This window comes from Agrobacterium sp. SUL3 (assembly GCF_001263295.1).
Lineage (GTDB): Bacteria > Pseudomonadota > Alphaproteobacteria > Rhizobiales > Rhizobiaceae > Agrobacterium > Agrobacterium tomkonis.
This window is the reverse complement of sequence record NZ_KQ414498.1, coordinates 542,832-557,713: the sequence shown is the minus strand read 5'-3', so window position 1 is coordinate 557,713 and position 14,882 is coordinate 542,832. Positions and strand designations below refer to the sequence as shown.

General features: G+C 60.8%; 15 protein-coding genes. 5 read left to right on the top strand and 10 right to left on the bottom strand.

Annotated features, from left to right (window positions below):
* Nucleotides 1-154: 154 nt before the first annotated feature.
* Nucleotides 155-466: a GIY-YIG nuclease family protein gene (locus AKG12_RS02960; RefSeq protein ID WP_082178666.1), complete on the top strand. Its 312-nt coding sequence runs from the start codon at nt 155-157 to the stop codon at nt 464-466.
* Between the two features lie 61 nt (nt 467-527).
* Here AKG12_RS02960 and AKG12_RS02955 read toward each other — a convergent pair whose 3' ends face one another.
* Nucleotides 528-1,988: a protein adenylyltransferase SelO gene (locus AKG12_RS02955; RefSeq protein WP_052817894.1), complete on the bottom strand. Its 1,461-nt coding sequence runs from the start codon at nt 1,986-1,988 to the stop codon at nt 528-530.
* 187 nt (nt 1,989-2,175) lie between these two features.
* Between AKG12_RS02955 and AKG12_RS02950 the strand changes: the two genes are divergently transcribed.
* Together AKG12_RS02950 and AKG12_RS02945 are read left to right on the top strand one after the other, a co-directional pair.
* Entirely contained in the window at nt 2,176-3,894 is a 1,719-nt protein-coding gene (locus AKG12_RS02950) for a glycoside hydrolase family 32 protein (protein ID WP_052817892.1), read from the top strand.
* Nucleotides 3,895-3,966: 72 nt separating this feature from the next.
* Complete coding sequence (locus tag AKG12_RS02945; RefSeq protein WP_020009686.1) at nt 3,967-4,140, top strand: hypothetical protein; 174 nt, start codon at nt 3,967-3,969, stop codon at nt 4,138-4,140.
* A 27-nt stretch (nt 4,141-4,167) separates the two neighbouring features.
* On the opposite strand, the gene AKG12_RS02940 is transcribed toward AKG12_RS02945, so the two are convergent.
* On the bottom strand, nt 4,168-5,556 hold the full coding sequence (locus tag AKG12_RS02940; RefSeq protein WP_197283296.1) for an MFS transporter: 1,389 nt from the start codon (nt 5,554-5,556) through the stop codon (nt 4,168-4,170).
* Nucleotides 5,557-5,732: 176 nt separating this feature from the next.
* On the opposite strand from AKG12_RS02940, the gene AKG12_RS02935 reads away from it, so the two are divergent.
* Nucleotides 5,733-5,981: a hypothetical protein gene (locus tag AKG12_RS02935; RefSeq protein ID WP_046798648.1), complete on the top strand. Its 249-nt coding sequence runs from the start codon at nt 5,733-5,735 to the stop codon at nt 5,979-5,981.
* A 17-nt stretch (nt 5,982-5,998) separates the two neighbouring features.
* Here AKG12_RS02935 and AKG12_RS02930 read toward each other — a convergent pair whose 3' ends face one another.
* The 8 genes from AKG12_RS02930 to AKG12_RS02895 all read right to left on the bottom strand — a co-directional run bounded on the left by AKG12_RS02930 (nt 5,999) and on the right by AKG12_RS02895 (nt 12,170).
* Complete coding sequence (locus AKG12_RS02930) at nt 5,999-6,340, bottom strand: type II toxin-antitoxin system RelE/ParE family toxin (RefSeq protein ID WP_052817596.1); 342 nt, start codon at nt 6,338-6,340, stop codon at nt 5,999-6,001.
* Entirely contained in the window at nt 6,330-6,599 is a 270-nt protein-coding gene (locus AKG12_RS02925) for a ribbon-helix-helix domain-containing protein (RefSeq protein WP_052817595.1), read from the bottom strand. The genes AKG12_RS02930 and AKG12_RS02925 overlap by 11 nt, the downstream gene beginning before the upstream one ends.
* Before the next feature lie 75 nt (nt 6,600-6,674).
* The gene (locus tag AKG12_RS02920) at nt 6,675-6,875 is read right to left on the bottom strand and encodes a heavy-metal-associated domain-containing protein (RefSeq protein ID WP_052817593.1); all 201 of its coding nucleotides are present in this window, start codon (nt 6,873-6,875) and stop codon (nt 6,675-6,677) included.
* Between the two features lie 53 nt (nt 6,876-6,928).
* Nucleotides 6,929-7,351 (bottom strand): Cu(I)-responsive transcriptional regulator, encoded by a 423-nt coding sequence (cueR, locus tag AKG12_RS02915; RefSeq protein WP_052817590.1) that lies wholly within the window; start codon nt 7,349-7,351, stop codon nt 6,929-6,931.
* Entirely contained in the window at nt 7,348-9,933 is a 2,586-nt protein-coding gene (locus tag AKG12_RS02910) for a heavy metal translocating P-type ATPase (RefSeq protein WP_052817589.1), read from the bottom strand. The genes cueR and AKG12_RS02910 overlap by 4 nt, the downstream gene beginning before the upstream one ends.
* Nucleotides 9,934-10,096: 163 nt before the next feature.
* A complete protein-coding gene (locus AKG12_RS02905) occupies nt 10,097-10,705 on the bottom strand; it encodes a class I SAM-dependent DNA methyltransferase (protein ID WP_052817587.1) in 609 nt (202 codons plus the stop codon).
* 48 nt (nt 10,706-10,753) lie between these two features.
* Nucleotides 10,754-11,578 carry a class D beta-lactamase gene (blaOXA, locus tag AKG12_RS02900; RefSeq protein ID WP_046798641.1) on the bottom strand — a complete coding sequence of 275 codons (825 nt, stop codon included), beginning with the start codon at nt 11,576-11,578 and terminating at the stop codon, nt 10,754-10,756.
* A 112-nt stretch (nt 11,579-11,690) separates the two neighbouring features.
* Entirely contained in the window at nt 11,691-12,170 is a 480-nt protein-coding gene (locus tag AKG12_RS02895; protein ID WP_046798640.1) for a YcgN family cysteine cluster protein, read from the bottom strand.
* 266 nt (nt 12,171-12,436) lie between these two features.
* Between AKG12_RS02895 and AKG12_RS02890 the strand changes: the two genes are divergently transcribed.
* Entirely contained in the window at nt 12,437-14,629 is a 2,193-nt protein-coding gene (locus tag AKG12_RS02890; protein ID WP_052817585.1) for a transglycosylase domain-containing protein, read from the top strand.
* The last annotated feature ends 253 nt before the right edge of the window (nt 14,630-14,882 follow it).

Here is a 14,882-nt window from a genome sequence, read left to right as displayed (position 1 = left end):
GAAACAGCTTTTTCCGTCATGCCGGACTTGATCCGGCATCCAGCCAGCCCAAGTCCTTGGGCTGAAAAGACTCCTCTCGCCGCGCAGACGCGCGTCGGCTGGATGCCGGATCAAGTCCGGCATGACGGAAATAATTTGACCTCTTGCCAAAATAATGACCGTTGCGCATGGTCTCTCCATGCGCCAAGGTTACGTATATATTCTTGCCTCAAAAAGAAACGGTACGCTTTATACTGGCGTGACGGGCGATCTTTCTCACCGTTTATATGAACACCAGAACAACCTGACGCCCGGGTTCACAACACGCTACAACGTCAAGACGCTCGTATGGTTTGAGACTCACGATCTGGTGACGGATGCTATTTCGAGAGAAAAGGCGATCAAGAACTGGCCAAGGGCATGGAAGATCGACCTCATAGAGAACCTCAATCCGCAGTGGCAGGATATCGCCCATTATCTTCTCTGAGGCAACCTTCCCTCCTTCATGCCGGACTCGATCCGGTATGACCGTGAGGATGACGAACCCATTAAGTCCCGCAAAATGTCCTGAACACCCGCTCATGGCTCATCGGCGGCTGCATGTAGACAAAATTGTCCGGCCGTTCCTCGAAGGGCGTCGCAATTGCCGTCAGCATGGCGTGGAACGGCTCGAAATCATCCTCTTCCACCGCCGCTTCGATCAGTTCCTCGATCCGGTGGTTGCGCGGGATGACGGCCGGATTGACCGATAGCATTGCCCGTGACCTTTCGGCATCGGAAATATCTTCGCGGTCGGCGCGTTTCCGCCAGCGGGCGAGAAATTCATCCGCCCCGGCAATATCGATGAACATGCCGCGAAATGGTTCGGCATCGCCATTCGCCGCGTGGGAAAGTCGCCGGAAGGTCAGCGTGTAATCCGCCTCCGATGCCTGCATCAGCGAAAGAAGCGCCTGCACGAGATCGATGTCGCCTTCCTCTCCCAGCGTCAGGCCGAGTTTTTCGCGCATGCCGGCCAGCCAGCGCTTGGGAAAGGCGGCGGCGAAATCGGCCAGCACGGCGTTGGCGCGTTCGGCGGCCTTCTCCACCTGCGGGTCAAGCAGCGGCAACAGGCATTCCGCCAGCCTGGCGATGTTCCATTGGGCGATGCCAGGCTGGTTGTTGAAGGCGTAACGGCCCTGTGCATCAATGGAAGAGAAGACCTTGTTGGGGTGGTATTCATCGAGGAAGGCGCAGGGGCCGAAATCGATCGTCTCGCCAGAAACTGCCATATTGTCGGTGTTCATCACGCCATGGATAAAGCCCACCATCATCCAGCGGGCGATAAGGTCGCATTGCCTTTCAGCGATGCCGCGCAACAAAGCGAGGTAAGGATTATCGGCGGTTTTTTCCTCGGGGTAATGGCGATCGATCACGTAATCGGCGAGGCTCCTGATTGCCTCGTCATCCTCCCGCGCGGCGAAGAACTGGAAGGTGCCGACACGGATATGGCTTGCCGCGACGCGGGTGAAAACGCCGCCCGGCAGCCCCACTTCACGCTGCACCCTTTCGCCGCTGAGAACGGCCGCCAAGGCCCGCGTGGCGGGAATGCCAAGCGCATACATCGCTTCCGAGACGATATATTCACGCAGCACCGGTCCGAGGGCGGCACGCCCGTCTCCCCTGCGTGAAAACGGCGTAGGGCCGGAGCCCTTCAGCTGGATATCCCGCCTTTTGCCATTCACGTCGATCACTTCGCCGAGAAGAATGGCGCGGCCATCACCAAGCTGCGGCACGAAGCCACCGAACTGATGGCCGGCATAGGCCATGGCCAGCGGCTCGGCCCCCTGCGGCACCACATTGCCGGAAAAGATCGCCGCCAGCCTTTCGTCGTCGAGACCGGAAACATCCAGAAGGAGTTCGTCTGCCAGCCGGCGATTGAAGGCGATGAGGCGCGGCGCCTTCACCGGCGTCGGCAGCACGGCGGCGCTGAACCGTTCCGGCAGGCGGGCATAGGAATTGTCGAATCTGATCACGGGTAAACTCCCTGCTTTTGCCTTTATATGGGGCCGGAAGGCGAAGGATGCGAGCGATAAATGCCACATCCACCCGTCACACTATGCCTATAGCGCCGCTGATTGTATTTTGCGCAATGAACTTTCCAGCGCCATCATCGTTCCTATGCTTGACCCGCAGAATGCCGAAATGAAAGGAACAGCAATGAGCGTCGTTGAAACCGTGACGGAAGTACCGGAAAGCGCCATCCGCACCATTCACACCGACTTGCCCGTCAACGCCACCTTCCATGTCTGGCTGAAAGCGAAAAAGGCCGCCGAACCCGGCGCCGTCTCCTTCTCCAACCAGAATGGAAAATTCGCTGAAGTTTCAAGCGTCAATACGGAAGAGTTCGGTTTTCGAATCTATCAGGTGTTCGGCGGTGGTCATGTGGAATTGAGTTACGATACGGTGACGACAGCCGTTTCCGTCATCTATTGGTTCACTGCTTCCGATGTGCTCGAAACCGGCATCACCGTCGTTCATACCAAGCCTGACAATGCCGCCCCGGAACTGCCTGATAGTTATCATTTCCGCCCGCCCTTCGGCTGGATGAACGATCCGAATGGCTTTGGACGTTTTGAAGGCCGGCCGCATCTGTTCTATCAGCATTATTCGCATGGGCTGCGCTGGAACACGATGCATTGGGGCCACGCCGTTTCTTCGGACTACCTGCGCTGGCGGCATCTGCCAATCTTCCTCTTCCCGTCGGAGGATCTGACAACCCGCCCGGACAAGCGTGGCGGCGCCTATTCCGGCTCCACCATTCCGCTGGTCGAAGGGTCAGGCATCCGCGTCTTCTTCACCGAACAGGTGCAGGACCGCGTTCCCGAACAGCAGATCCAGCTCACCGCCACCTCCTCCGATCTCATCATGGCGGGGCAGGCAGACGTCATTCTGGCCCACCGCCCGGACGGACAGGGGCTGACACCGGATTTTCGCGATCCTTACGTATTTCGCGGCCCCGACGGGCTGTGGAAAATGCTGCTCGGCAGCCAGAGTGACGGCGGCGGCGTCATCCTGCTTTACGAGACGCTGGACCCCACGGCCGCATCGGGCTGGACCTATGTCGGCAAGCTGTGGGTGGAAACACGCTACAGGACGACAGCTATCGAATGCCCATGTCTGCTGCCATTGGACGGCCCGGCCAATGCCCGCTCCACCCGCTGGGTGCTGATCTACGGGCTGATGCATTCGGAAGATCCGCAAACCGGCCGCAAGAACCTCACCATGGCCGATGTCGGCTGGTTCGACGGCAAGATCTTCACCAAGGAATCCGGTCAGGAACTGGATTTCGGCACCGATAACTACGCCTTTCAGGCCTTTCTAGATGGCGACAGCATCATCGGCATCGGCTGGCTGGCCAATTGGGCTGATGCCAATCCGGAAATTGATTTTCCCACTTCCATGACGCTGCCGCGCCGGATTCACTACGTCAACGGCGAGCTTCTGACCCCGCCCATCGGCGCTGCGGAAAGCCTGCGCAGCCATATTCTCGACCGCACCCGCCTGGCGACGGGTGAGCGTGTCACCTTCATCAACGGCGCGGTGGAAATTCTGATCGAGCTTGCCTCCCCCGGCGCTCCTTTCGAACTGGCGCTCGAGCATCCGACAGTCACGCTCGGCCTCGTTTCCGATGAAACGGGCCTGTGGATCCGCCATGAAGACGGGCGCGATGGCCCCTCGCCACATTATATCGCCAAGGGCGCACGGGCCTCACGCATCCGCATTTTCCTGGATTACGGTTCCATCGAAGTCTTCGCCAATCGCGGTCGATATGTGGGCACAAAACGCATCGAGGGTTTCGAACCCGTGCGTTCGGCGCTGCTGAAGGCGGCTGCCGGCGCGGTGGTGCACGCGACCAGCTGGGCGCTCAAACCGTGAGGAACCTTTTGGCGGATATGGCGGTTGATAGACCAGCAACAGCCGACCAGCCCGCAAAAAAGGAGAAACGGCATGACCAAAATCCGCGATACCAGCGACCCCATTCTGTTTCCGACCGAGGCCAATGAAAACAAGGCCGAGAAAAAACGCGCCGGCAAGGGCATCATCATCATTATCGGCGCGATCGCGATCATGTCCTTCGTCGTTTATCTGGCGGCGATCACCATCGCCGCCACGCAGTCTTAACGCTTCGCCTTGTCCGGAAACCCGTGCTCAGCCCCGTGCGCTTCGCAGCCCGCGGGCGGTCAGGAGCGCAATGAGCGACACGGCGGCACCCAGCCCGTAAAGATAGACCATCGGCATCGTCACATCCGCATGCTCGATCTGCGCAACGAGATCGGTGGCGGCAGCGACGGTGCCGCTCGCCCCCGCGCCGGCCGCCGCCCCCAGCGTGGAGACCGTGGGAAGCAATGCACCGGTCATCTTGCGCTCTTCTTCCGGCGCTGCCTCCATGGCGGCCTGGCTGATGCCGGCCCATGACATGCCAAAGGCAGACCCGATCAGGATTTGCCCGAGCAGCATTTCACCCCAGTTTCCGCTTGCAAGCCCCAGCCCCAGCAGGGCGCAGCCCGGCACCATCTGATAGGGACCATAATGCAGGAAAATTTCTCTCAGGCGGATCGATCGCAGGCTGCCGATCAGCATCGCAACGAAGCTCCAGGCAAGCGGCATCGTCACCACGATGAAGCCAGCGAAGGTCGGCTCATAGTGCCACAGATTGATGGCGACATAAGCGAGATAGACGCTGCCCAGCGCATGGGCATAGGACATCAGGAACAGTACCCAGAAACCGCTGCCCAGCACGGTTTTCAGCCGGAAAGAATCCTTTGGGAACAGGCCGGAAGAAGGACGGATGCCCACCCGCAACGAGGCCCATAACAGCGCCGCACCTGCCAGCAGGCAGATCGCCCGCAGGCTCGCATCCTCGAAGGCGGAAGGCGCGGAAAAAGCCAAGGCGCCAACAAGGCACAGAACCAGCGGCAAGAGTGGTTTACGCGTCGCCGCCACCGGCCGCTCGACTGAGACGGCGACGGTCGTGTAGACCAGCAGAAGCACGATCAACGGCGCCGACAGCAGGAATGTGGCGCGCCAGGACATGTGCTCGGTGGCGAAACCACCGGTCAGCGGGCCGATGAAGGAGGCGACCGCCCAGATCGCCGCCTCGATGGCAAAGACCTTCGGCAACAGGCCGGAGCGGAAACCGGCGGGAATGAGGCTGTAGCACACCGCCACGATCAACCCGTCGGCCAGCCCCTGCAATCCCCGGCCGACGACGACCCATAAAAAATCCCCGGCGATTGCCGAGAGGACCGAGCCGAAGGAAAAGATCAGGCAGCAGAGAAGCAAAACGGCGCGTGCGCCAAAACGCTCGCAAAACAGCACGGCAGTGACACCGCCGGCCACGGAACCAACGAAGTAGAGACTATAGGCCCAGCTATAATAAGCGGCGCCGCCGATTTCGTTGACGGCGACGGGCAAGGCCGTCACCACCGCGAACTGGTTGAAGGCGTGCAGGCCGATACCGGAGGAAATGACGGTCAGAAGCGAGAGGTTCGCCCCGCTCAGCAATTCGCCCCAGCCGTTTTTCTCCGTCATTTCCATACTCGTCAAAGCCGTATCCTTTCCATTTTTGCGATACGGCGGGCAAACTAGAACCTCAAGCGCCATTGAGGTCAAGACGGCTTTTTCACGCAATTTGGTTTGAAGGAATTGGCGGGCGACAGGAACCCTGCGCGCGGCCGGCCGTTTGCTGAAGAACCGACAGAAAGGATATCGTCATGAACCGCAAGAAAATCATGCCGCTCAACGAAGACGCCATGAACGAGGATCTGCTCGATGTCGACATCGACGCCCTTCCCGCCAAGGGAGAAATTCCGCAATCCATCGAACAGGAAATAGAGGAGGAAGAAGCCGAGAGCGAAGATGATCCCTATCAGGAAAGCGACGAGGCCCTTCCCGACGACGCGGAAGAGCGGGTGATCAACCGCAATCCTTCGCGGGAAGGCGGGGCTTTCGACGAGGTTTAATCGGGGCTGCCAGAGCCTTATGCAAGGCGCTGCAGCATATGGCGCTGATGGTCCTGCCCGCCGAAGAAGACGGCAAGAATACGCACGGTCTTTTCGCCCTCATCGACATCGAAATAAAAAACTGCCTGATTTTTCGTTACCCGGCGAAGGCCGGGTAGCAATTCTGGTGTTAGCGTTCCCTGGAACGGCGCTTTGTGAAGAGCGTCCATATCCGCCTCAATCGATCCCACCCGTCGTGCAGCCCGCGTGAATGCGGCCGGCAAAGCATCGCCAAGATCGAGATAGGACTGGACGAGATGGTCGAGAATGAGGCCGAGGTCCTTGTCCGTCTGTGTCGAACGCAGGACCCTAAAGGCCATAGCCGGCCTTTTTGGCCGCGATCATGGCCGCGGTTCTGTCCTTGCCCTCCCCGATCGATACAAAGTCGCCCTGCCTGCGTTCGACAAGCAAGTCGCGAAGCGCGGCGAGCTCCGCGTCCTTCAGTTCGGTTTCCTGCCGAAGCAGTTCCAGCCCGCGCTGTACCACGGCGCTGAGGCTGGCATAACGCCCCTCCTCCACCAGCCTGCGGGCGAAGCTATCCTGCTGATCGGAAATGGATACGGATGCCTTGACGGACATTGCGGCACTCCTTTTGCATGGAGGGTGTGCTACTCAGTAGCACACCCTCCATATTCATTCCAGCACCAATGACTTTCAGCCCACCCGTTCCGGCGAATAACCGGCATCACGGATCGCCGCTTCCGCCGCTGCGGCGTCGCCCGCCACTGTGAGTTTGTGGGTAGCGAGATCGATGCTGACAGACGCGTCGGGCAGCACCTCGGTGAGAGCGCCGCGCAACGTCTTTTCGCAATGGCCGCAGGTCATGTCAGGGATGAGGAAGGTGGTTGCACTCATGGTTTTCTCCAGTTGACCGGCACGCCTGTTTGCGTGCCGGGTGTCATTGCAGTTCAGTGGGTTCTGGCGGGCTTGCCTTCGTTCTTTTCGGAACCCGCGAGATCATCGAGGATCGGGCAATCGGGCCGGTGATCGCCGCCGCAGCAATGGGCGAGATGGGACAGCGTCTTCACCATGCTCTTCATCTCGGCGATCTTCTGCTCGAGATCGGCGATATGGACGAGCGCGATCTCCTTCACCGCGGAACTCTCGCGGCTCTTGTCCTGCCAGAGTTTCAGCAACGTCTCGGTTTCTTCCAGCGAGAAGCCCAACGTGCGCGCCCGCTTGATGAAGCGCAGATTGTGCACGTCCTGCTCGCCATAGACCCGGTAGTTATTACCGGTGCGGGCGGCGGGATTGATGAGGCCGATCTGCTCGTAATAACGGATCATCTTGGCGGAGACGCCCGATGCTTCCGATGCCTGGCCGATATTCACGACGTCACCTCCCGATGGGCCACCTTGGCCCGTTTCAACCGCAGCGCATTGGCAAGAACGAAGACGCTGGAGAGCGCCATGGCGCCCGCGCCGATCATCGGCGACAGCGTGATGCCGAAGGCGGGATAAAGCACGCCCGCCGCAACCGGTATCAGCGCCACGTTGTAACCGAAGGCCCAGAACAGGTTTTCCTTGATGTTGCGCATGGTCGCCCGGCTCATCTCAATGGCGTTGACTGCGCCGAGAAGATCGCCACCGACCAGCACGACATCGGCGCTTTCGATGGCGACATCCGTACCGGTGCCGACGGCGATGCCGATATCGGCCTCGGCCAGCGCCGGCGCATCGTTGATGCCGTCGCCCACGAAGGCCAGCACCTTGCCGCCTTCGCGCATCTCGTGGATCGCCTTCACCTTGCCCTCGGGCAGCACTTCGGCCACCACGCGGGAAATACCGACCTGCCGGGCGATTGCGTTTGCCGTGCGGGCATTGTCGCCCGTCACCATCGCCACTTCGATACCCATGGCCTGCAGCGCCCGGATGGCGGTCACACTCGAGGGCTTCAGCGGATCGGCGACGGCAATCGCAGCCGCCAGCCTGCCGTCGATGGCGGCATAAAGCGGCGTCTTGCCTTCGTCACCCAGCCTTGCGGCGGCGTCAGCGAAGATATCGACCGAATGACCGAGTTTGGCCATGTAACGATCCGCGCCGACTTCGACCCTACGGCCATTGACGGTGGCGGCGATGCCGTAGCCCGTCACGCTTTCGAAGTTTTCGACAGTCGCAGGTTCGAGTCCTGCAGGGGTCGCAACCTTCTTTTCTTCCGCAGCCCGGACAATGGCTTCGGCAATCGGATGTTCCGAGCGGCCTTCGACGGCGGCGACCAGCGCCAGCACTTCATTATCGGCAAACCCTTCCGCAACCACCAGATCGGTCAGTTCCGGACGGCCCTTGGTGACAGTGCCGGTCTTGTCAACCACGACGATCTCAGCCGAACGCAGTTCCTGCAGCGCCTGTCCCTTGCGGAACAATACGCCCAGCTCCGCCGCCCGGCCGGTGCCGACCATGATCGAGGTCGGCGTGGCAAGACCCATGGCGCAGGGGCAGGCGATGATGAGCACCGCGACCGCATTGACCAGCGCGAAAGTATAGGCAGGCTCAGGACCAAAGATTGCCCAGACGATGAAGGTCAGCACCGCAATGGCGATGACAACGGGTACGAAGAGCGCGGTGACGCGGTCGACCAGCAGCTGGATCGGCAGCTTGGACCCTTGAGCCTCCTCCACCATGCGGATGATCTGCGACAGCATGGTGTCGGCACCCACCTTGGTCGCCTTGAACTTGAAGGCGCCGGTCTTGTTGATGGTGCCGCCGACGACCGCTGCGCCGACCGTCTTTTCCACCGGCACGGGTTCGCCTGATATCATCGATTCATCGACATAGGACGAGCCTTCGATGACTTCGCCATCCACCGCCAGCCTTTCGCCGGGGCGGATGACAACGATATCGCCCATCACCAGATCGTCAGGGGAAATATCGATGGTCGCACCGTCGCGCTCCACGCGGGCGGTCTTTGCCTGCAGGCTCATCAACTTGCGGATGGCGTCTCCCGTGCGGCCGCTGGCGCGGGCTTCGAGAAGCCGCCCGGTCAGGATCAGCGTAACTATGACGGTGGCCGCCTCATAATAGACGAACTGCGCTTCTGCGGGCAGAAGATCTGGCGCGAAGGTCGCCACCACGGAATAGAGATAGGCCGCCGTGACGCCCAGCGCCACCAGCGAGTTCATTTCCGGCGCGCCACGCAGCAGGGCCGGAAAGCCGGTCTTGAGGAAGCGCAGGCCCGGCCCGAAAATCACCGCCGTCGCCAGCACGAAATAGATGTAATAGAGGTTCTGCGTATCGATGATGCCCATCAGCCAGTGATGCATCGGCTCATAGAGATGGCCGCCCATTTCCAGCACGAAAAGCGGCGCGGTCAGGATGGCGGCAATCGTCAGGTCGCGTTTCAGCGCGCCCTCTTCACCCGCATGCTGCATATGGTCATGGCCGCCACTTTCGCCAGCCGTCGCCATCTGGTCGTGGCCCTGATGATGTCCATGGTGCTGGCTGTGGCCTTGATGGGCGGAATGATCGTGCGGCTTGCGTGTCGTCAACGCAAAGCCGGCGAGCTTTGCCGTTTCCACCAGCGCATCCCGCTCACGCCGGCCGCCGATGGTTTCCACCGCGACCTTTCCGGCCGCAGCGTCCACCTTCACGTCGACGGTGGTGGCAACGGCGTCCAGAACGGCCTTCAACCGCCCGGCATCCGCATCGCTGCGCAGGCCTTCGACCGCAAATTCATGCCGGTCCGGTGCGATATCGTAACCGACCTTTTTGATGGCGGCGCCGAGCGTCTTGGCCGAAAAGCCCTCGGCGGGCTCGACAGTGAGCTTCTTTGTCGCGAAGTTCACCGAGCTTGATGCAACGCCCGGCACCTTGGCCGCGGCCGTTTCCACGCGCCGCACGCACGACGCGCAGGTCATGCCTTCCACGGGAATGGAAACCGGCTGATTTGAATGGGCGTGTCTGACTGTCTCGTTCATGGGAAATCCCCTTTCGAGACCTTATGTAGGGCTTCCCATGATGGGAAGGTCAAGGTATGGGCAAGCTTTTTGTTGAACACACAATCGTGAGCACGGGCACCGGCCATAAAAGCAGGGATTTCCATCGTTTACCTTTGCTGTCGGGTCACCGCGGGCTCGCCTTTCAGGCCGCGACGCGTCTGGCGAGATAAACCGTCGCCCCACCGCATTGCGGATCATTGACGATGTGATCGAGAAGCCGGAACCCATGTGCGGCGAGCAGGCTTTCATAATCATCGCGCGCAAGGCTGGCGTGATAAAGCGGCTTGCCCTGAAACGTGCCGATCGCTTCGCCATGTCCCGGCCCGGCCGTGAACATCAGGACCGCACCGTCATTGGCGTGCCGGCGGAAAATACCGAACATCAGGCGCTGATCTTCAGGCTTCAGGTGGAAAAAACTGTGCCAGGCGATCAAACCGTCAAAACGGCGACCGAGAGCCAACTCACGCATATCTGCGACCACCCACAGATTTTCCGGAAACCGGTTGCGGCAAAGTTCGATCAGCGGCAGCGACGCGTCGATGCCCGTGACGTCATAGCCATTGGCGATGAAATAGCCGGCAATCGGTTCGCCAGAACCGCAGCCGATATCGAGAATGGAACCGCCGCCGAGCAAAAGCGAGGTGAACCTGTCCAGCCAGGGTTTTTCGGCAAGGGACCGGCCGCGCTCCTTGTCGAAATCAGCGCCGTGTTCGGTATAGAGCCCGATGACATCACGGGAGGCGTTCGACATTTCCTGATGTCCTTTCCCGGGTTCAGCGTAACGCGGCGACGCCGTTCTTTACCGATGCACCGCCAGCCGCGGAATATCGCGCAGGAAGGCGTCGCGTACGGCGGGGCCGAGCGGTTCGTTGGATGGTTTGTCGGAAACGCGCAGCCTTGCGAAGACGATGTGCTGGCCTTCCCGCTCCGCCCAGCCGACGAACCAGCCGAAGGGGCGGTTGCGATCTGGGTTGCCCTTTTCATCACGCATGTAGCCGGTGCCGGTCTTGCCATGCACGGCCCAGCTTTCGGGCGCATCAAAGACGGGCACGATCGCCCGGGTCTTTGCCTGCGCGTCACGGGAAAAAGGCAGGTTACCGGCCAGCAGACGGCGGATGAAGCCGACCTGTTCCACCGGTGAGATGGTCAGCGACGAACCGAGCCAGGAATGGGTGAGGCCGTTATTCTTGCCCGGTTCGCCGGAAACATCGGCATTGCCGTAACCGAGACGCTTTACATAAGCGGCGAATTTTTCCGGGCCGAGACGGCGGGTGACTTCGCGCGAGTACCACAGCACCGAATCCTGCTCCCATATGGTGGGATCGACCGTCTTGCGGTCCGAAGCGCGGGCCTCCGTGCCCGGTTTCCAGTCCCAGGCGGGCGACTTCTCATCCTGAAGGATGCCGGCATCGTAGCCGATCAGCGCCAGCGGCACCTTGAAGGTGGAGGCCGGGGCGACGCGCTGGTCGCAGGCGCCCTGCTGGTTGATGACGGCCCCCGTCTCGATGGAGGTGACCAGCGTGCATTCAAACGCCTGCGGCTGTTGCTGGGCAGAAGCGGAAAGCGGCAGGAAGCCCGGAAGGGCAAGGCACGAAAGAACGATGGCGGGCAGCCGGTAGCGCATGCGTTTTGATGTCCCTCGTCCGCATTTTGCGGATCATTTGCCTGAATGGTGAGAGCGGTCTAGGTGACTGATGGGGCAGGAATAGGACCAAAACGAAAATTGACGTCTTCCGTCAAGTCCGTTCCTTTTCGCCTGCCCTCTCACCCACTGTCAGGGGCCAATCGACCACATAATCCTCGAAGTCGTCAACATCCACATCCGCCTCGCTGATGGTTCTGCCGCGTGCCGAAATGCCGGCCTGATGCACCGTGTCCGTGTCGCCGGAGACGAGATAGTGCCACCAGTACAAATCCTTGCCGTCGCGCACCAACGCATAGGCGCAGGTGGGCGGCAGCCAGCCGATCTCATGCACCTTCTTCAGGTCAAGCTGGATACAGTCCGGCACGGTGGCGCGGCGGTTTTCATAGTCGGAGCATCGACAGCTTTCACCGTCCAGCAGCACGCAGCGGACCGAGGTGAACACCACTTCGCCGGTGTCCCAGTCTTCCAGCTTGTTCAGACAGCACAGGCCGCAGCCGTCGCACAGGCTTTCCCATTCCTCGCCGGTCATCTCGGTGAGCGATTTGGTTTTCCAGAACGGCGCGTCATTCATCGTTAACATTTCCGTTTCATTTTGATCTCTTGGACGGGAGTGTTTAACCGGTCCCTAATCCTTTATATCGTATCGCCAAGGGCTGGTTTGTACGATATTTTAGCATATTGGCGGCGGTTGAAGGGTCATTGGCCCGCAAGAAGTCACTACGTCAAGCAATTCCGACATAACCATGCCACGCTTTTGCGTCGGGAATGGGTTGAAGCAGGAATTTCGGGCAGGCATATCGACGGGCCGCGTTGCGTTGAACAGGAAAACATCGCCAGGTGCAGGAAGAAAAAGACGATAAAAACGGCCGCAAAAAGCGGCATATCCTGCTCCGGATCGATAGCTTCATCGACTCCGGCCTGTGGACGGCTGCGGCACGGCTGGTGGATTTCTGGGAAGACGTCACCATCGCCTCACGCAAACTGCATGTGCGCGGCTGGAAGAAACTTGTCGTCAACCTGACCTGTGATGCGCTGACCTTCGGAACGGCAGGTGCAGTCGTGCTTCTGGCGCTGGCCATGCCCGCTTTCGAAGAGACCAAGAAGGACTGGCGTTATCGCGGCGATTTCGCCGTCACCTTCCTCGACCGTTACGGCAACACCATCGGCCATCGCGGCATCATCCATGAAGACAGCGTGCCGATCGACCAGATGCCGGATCATTTCATCAAGGCGGTTCTGGCGACCGAAGACCGGCGTTTCTTCGACCATTTCGGCATCGACTTCATCGGCCTTGCCCGCGCCATGAGCGAAAATGCCCGCGCCGGCGGCGTGGTGCAGGGCGGCTCGACGCTGACGCAGCAGCTCGCCAAGAACCTGTTCCTCACCAATGAGCGCTCGCTGGAGCGCAAGATCAAGGAAGCCTTCCTCGCGCTCTGGCTTGAGAGCAACATGTCGAAGAAGGAAATCCTCAGCCTTTATCTCGACCGCGCCTATATGGGCGGCGGCACCTTTGGTGCTGCTGCGGCGGCGCAGTTTTATTTCGGCAAGAACCTGACCGACGTGACGCTTTCGGAATCCGCCATTCTGGCCGGCCTGTTCAAGGCGCCGGCCAAATATGCGCCGCATGTCAACCTGCCGGCGGCCCGCGCCCGCGCCAACACGGTGCTTTCCAACCTGGTTCAGAGCGGGTTGATGACCGAGGGCCAGGTGATCGGCGCGCGGCGCAACCCGGCCACCGTCATCGACCGCGCCGATGTGAAGGCGCCGGATTATTTCCTCGACTGGGCTTTCGACGAGGTGCAGCGGCTGGCTGCCGAAGGCAAGTTCAAGGACCATACCGTCGTCGTGCGCACCACCATCGATACCGGCCTGCAACAGGCGGCCGAACAGGCGATGGAAATGGAGCTGCGCGAATATGGCGAGGGTTACCGCGTCAAGCAGGGCGCGATGGTAATGATTGAAAACGGCGGCGGCGTGCGCGCCATGGTCGGCGGCCGCGACTATGGCGAAAGCCAGTTCAACCGCGCCACCGCAGCCCTTCGCCAGCCGGGCTCCTCCTTCAAGGTCTATACCTACTCGGCCGCCATGGAAAAGGGCATGAAGCCGGAAACGCTGATTTCCGATGCGCCGGTGACCTGGCGCGGCTGGTCGCCGCAGAATTACGGCCGGTCTTATGCCGGCAAGGTGACGTTGCAGATGGCGCTCGCCAAATCCTACAATACCGTGCCTGTGCGGCTCGCCAAGGATGTGCTCGGCACGCAGGTGATCGTTGATACCGCCAAGGCCATGGGCGTGGCCACGCCGCTGCGCAGCGACAAAACCATTCCGCTCGGCACTTCGGAAGTCACCGTTCTTGACCAGGCCACGGCCTATGCCGTGTTCCCGGCCGATGGCATGCAGTCACGCCGCCACGGCATCGAGCAGGTGATGGATTATGAAGGCAACGTTCTCTACGATTTCAGCCATGACGAGCCGCCCGCCAAGCGGGTGCTTTCCGAAGACGCCAATTCCAAGATGAACCAGATGCTGGTGACCATTCCGGTCATGGGCACGGCCCGGCGCGGCGCACTGGATAACGGCATCGTCTCCGGCGGCAAGACCGGCACTTCGCAGGCCTATCGCGACGCCTGGTATGTGGGCTTTACCGGCAACTACACCACGGCCGTCTGGTTCGGCAATGACGAGTTCACGCCGATGAACAACATGACCGGCGGCGCGCTTCCGGCCATGACCTACAAGCGGCTGATGGACTATGCCCATCAGGGCATGGAACTGCGTCCCATTCCCGGCATCCAGAACCCGCTGCCGACAGGCGCGCGCCCGCAACCCTCGGCAGAAGTCGCATCCGCATCCGCCAGCACGCCCGCCATGCCGGCACTCACGCGCCCGCGTTCGCTCTCGGCAGAGGCGACACGCGTCATCCGCTCCATCGCCAAGAAGATGAAGGACGCTTCGGCTTTGAGCGTAGCGACGCAGAAGGTGGCGGATGCGTCCTTGCGCGAGGGCGCGGAGGATGCGGCGCGGCGGTGAGGTTGCATCGCGTGGAAGACGTTGCCTTCCGAACCTGTGGTTCACCCCCCTCTGCCCTGCCGGGCATCTCCCCCTCAAGGGGGGAGATCGGCAGGAGGCACTACCTCCACTTCATTCTCAAGCCTAGAGATGGGCGAGACCTTGCCGCAGATCGATCTCCCCCCTTGAGGGGGAGATGCCCGGCAGGGCAGAGGGGGGTGAGCCACTCGCTCAACCGCTACCGTCTCCCTAAACCGCAACCCGGTGTGAAATG

What these genes read in the sequence shown, in the direction of transcription:
- AKG12_RS02960 (WP_082178666.1), top strand. Translation starts at nt 155, where the DNA reads ATGACCGTTGCGCATGGTCTCTCCATGCGCCAAGGTTACGTATATATT.
- AKG12_RS02935 (WP_046798648.1), top strand. Translation starts at nt 5,733, where the DNA reads ATGAACCGCAAGAAAATCATGCCGCTCAACGAAGACGCCATGAACGAG.
- AKG12_RS02940 (WP_197283296.1), bottom strand. Translation starts at nt 5,556, where the DNA reads ATGGAAATGACGGAGAAAAACGGCTGGGGCGAATTGCTGAGCGGGGCG.
- AKG12_RS02905 (WP_052817587.1), bottom strand. Translation starts at nt 10,705, where the DNA reads ATGTCGAACGCCTCCCGTGATGTCATCGGGCTCTATACCGAACACGGC.
- AKG12_RS02920 (WP_052817593.1), bottom strand. Translation starts at nt 6,875, where the DNA reads ATGAGTGCAACCACCTTCCTCATCCCTGACATGACCTGCGGCCATTGC.
- AKG12_RS02910 (WP_052817589.1), bottom strand. Translation starts at nt 9,933, where the DNA reads ATGAACGAGACAGTCAGACACGCCCATTCAAATCAGCCGGTTTCCATT.
- AKG12_RS02945 (WP_020009686.1), top strand. Translation starts at nt 3,967, where the DNA reads ATGACCAAAATCCGCGATACCAGCGACCCCATTCTGTTTCCGACCGAG.
- blaOXA (WP_046798641.1), bottom strand. Translation starts at nt 11,578, where the DNA reads ATGCGCTACCGGCTGCCCGCCATCGTTCTTTCGTGCCTTGCCCTTCCG.
- AKG12_RS02925 (WP_052817595.1), bottom strand. Translation starts at nt 6,599, where the DNA reads ATGTCCGTCAAGGCATCCGTATCCATTTCCGATCAGCAGGATAGCTTC.
- AKG12_RS02895 (WP_046798640.1), bottom strand. Translation starts at nt 12,170, where the DNA reads ATGAATGACGCGCCGTTCTGGAAAACCAAATCGCTCACCGAGATGACC.
- AKG12_RS02950 (WP_052817892.1), top strand. Translation starts at nt 2,176, where the DNA reads ATGAGCGTCGTTGAAACCGTGACGGAAGTACCGGAAAGCGCCATCCGC.
- AKG12_RS02930 (WP_052817596.1), bottom strand. Translation starts at nt 6,340, where the DNA reads ATGGCCTTTAGGGTCCTGCGTTCGACACAGACGGACAAGGACCTCGGC.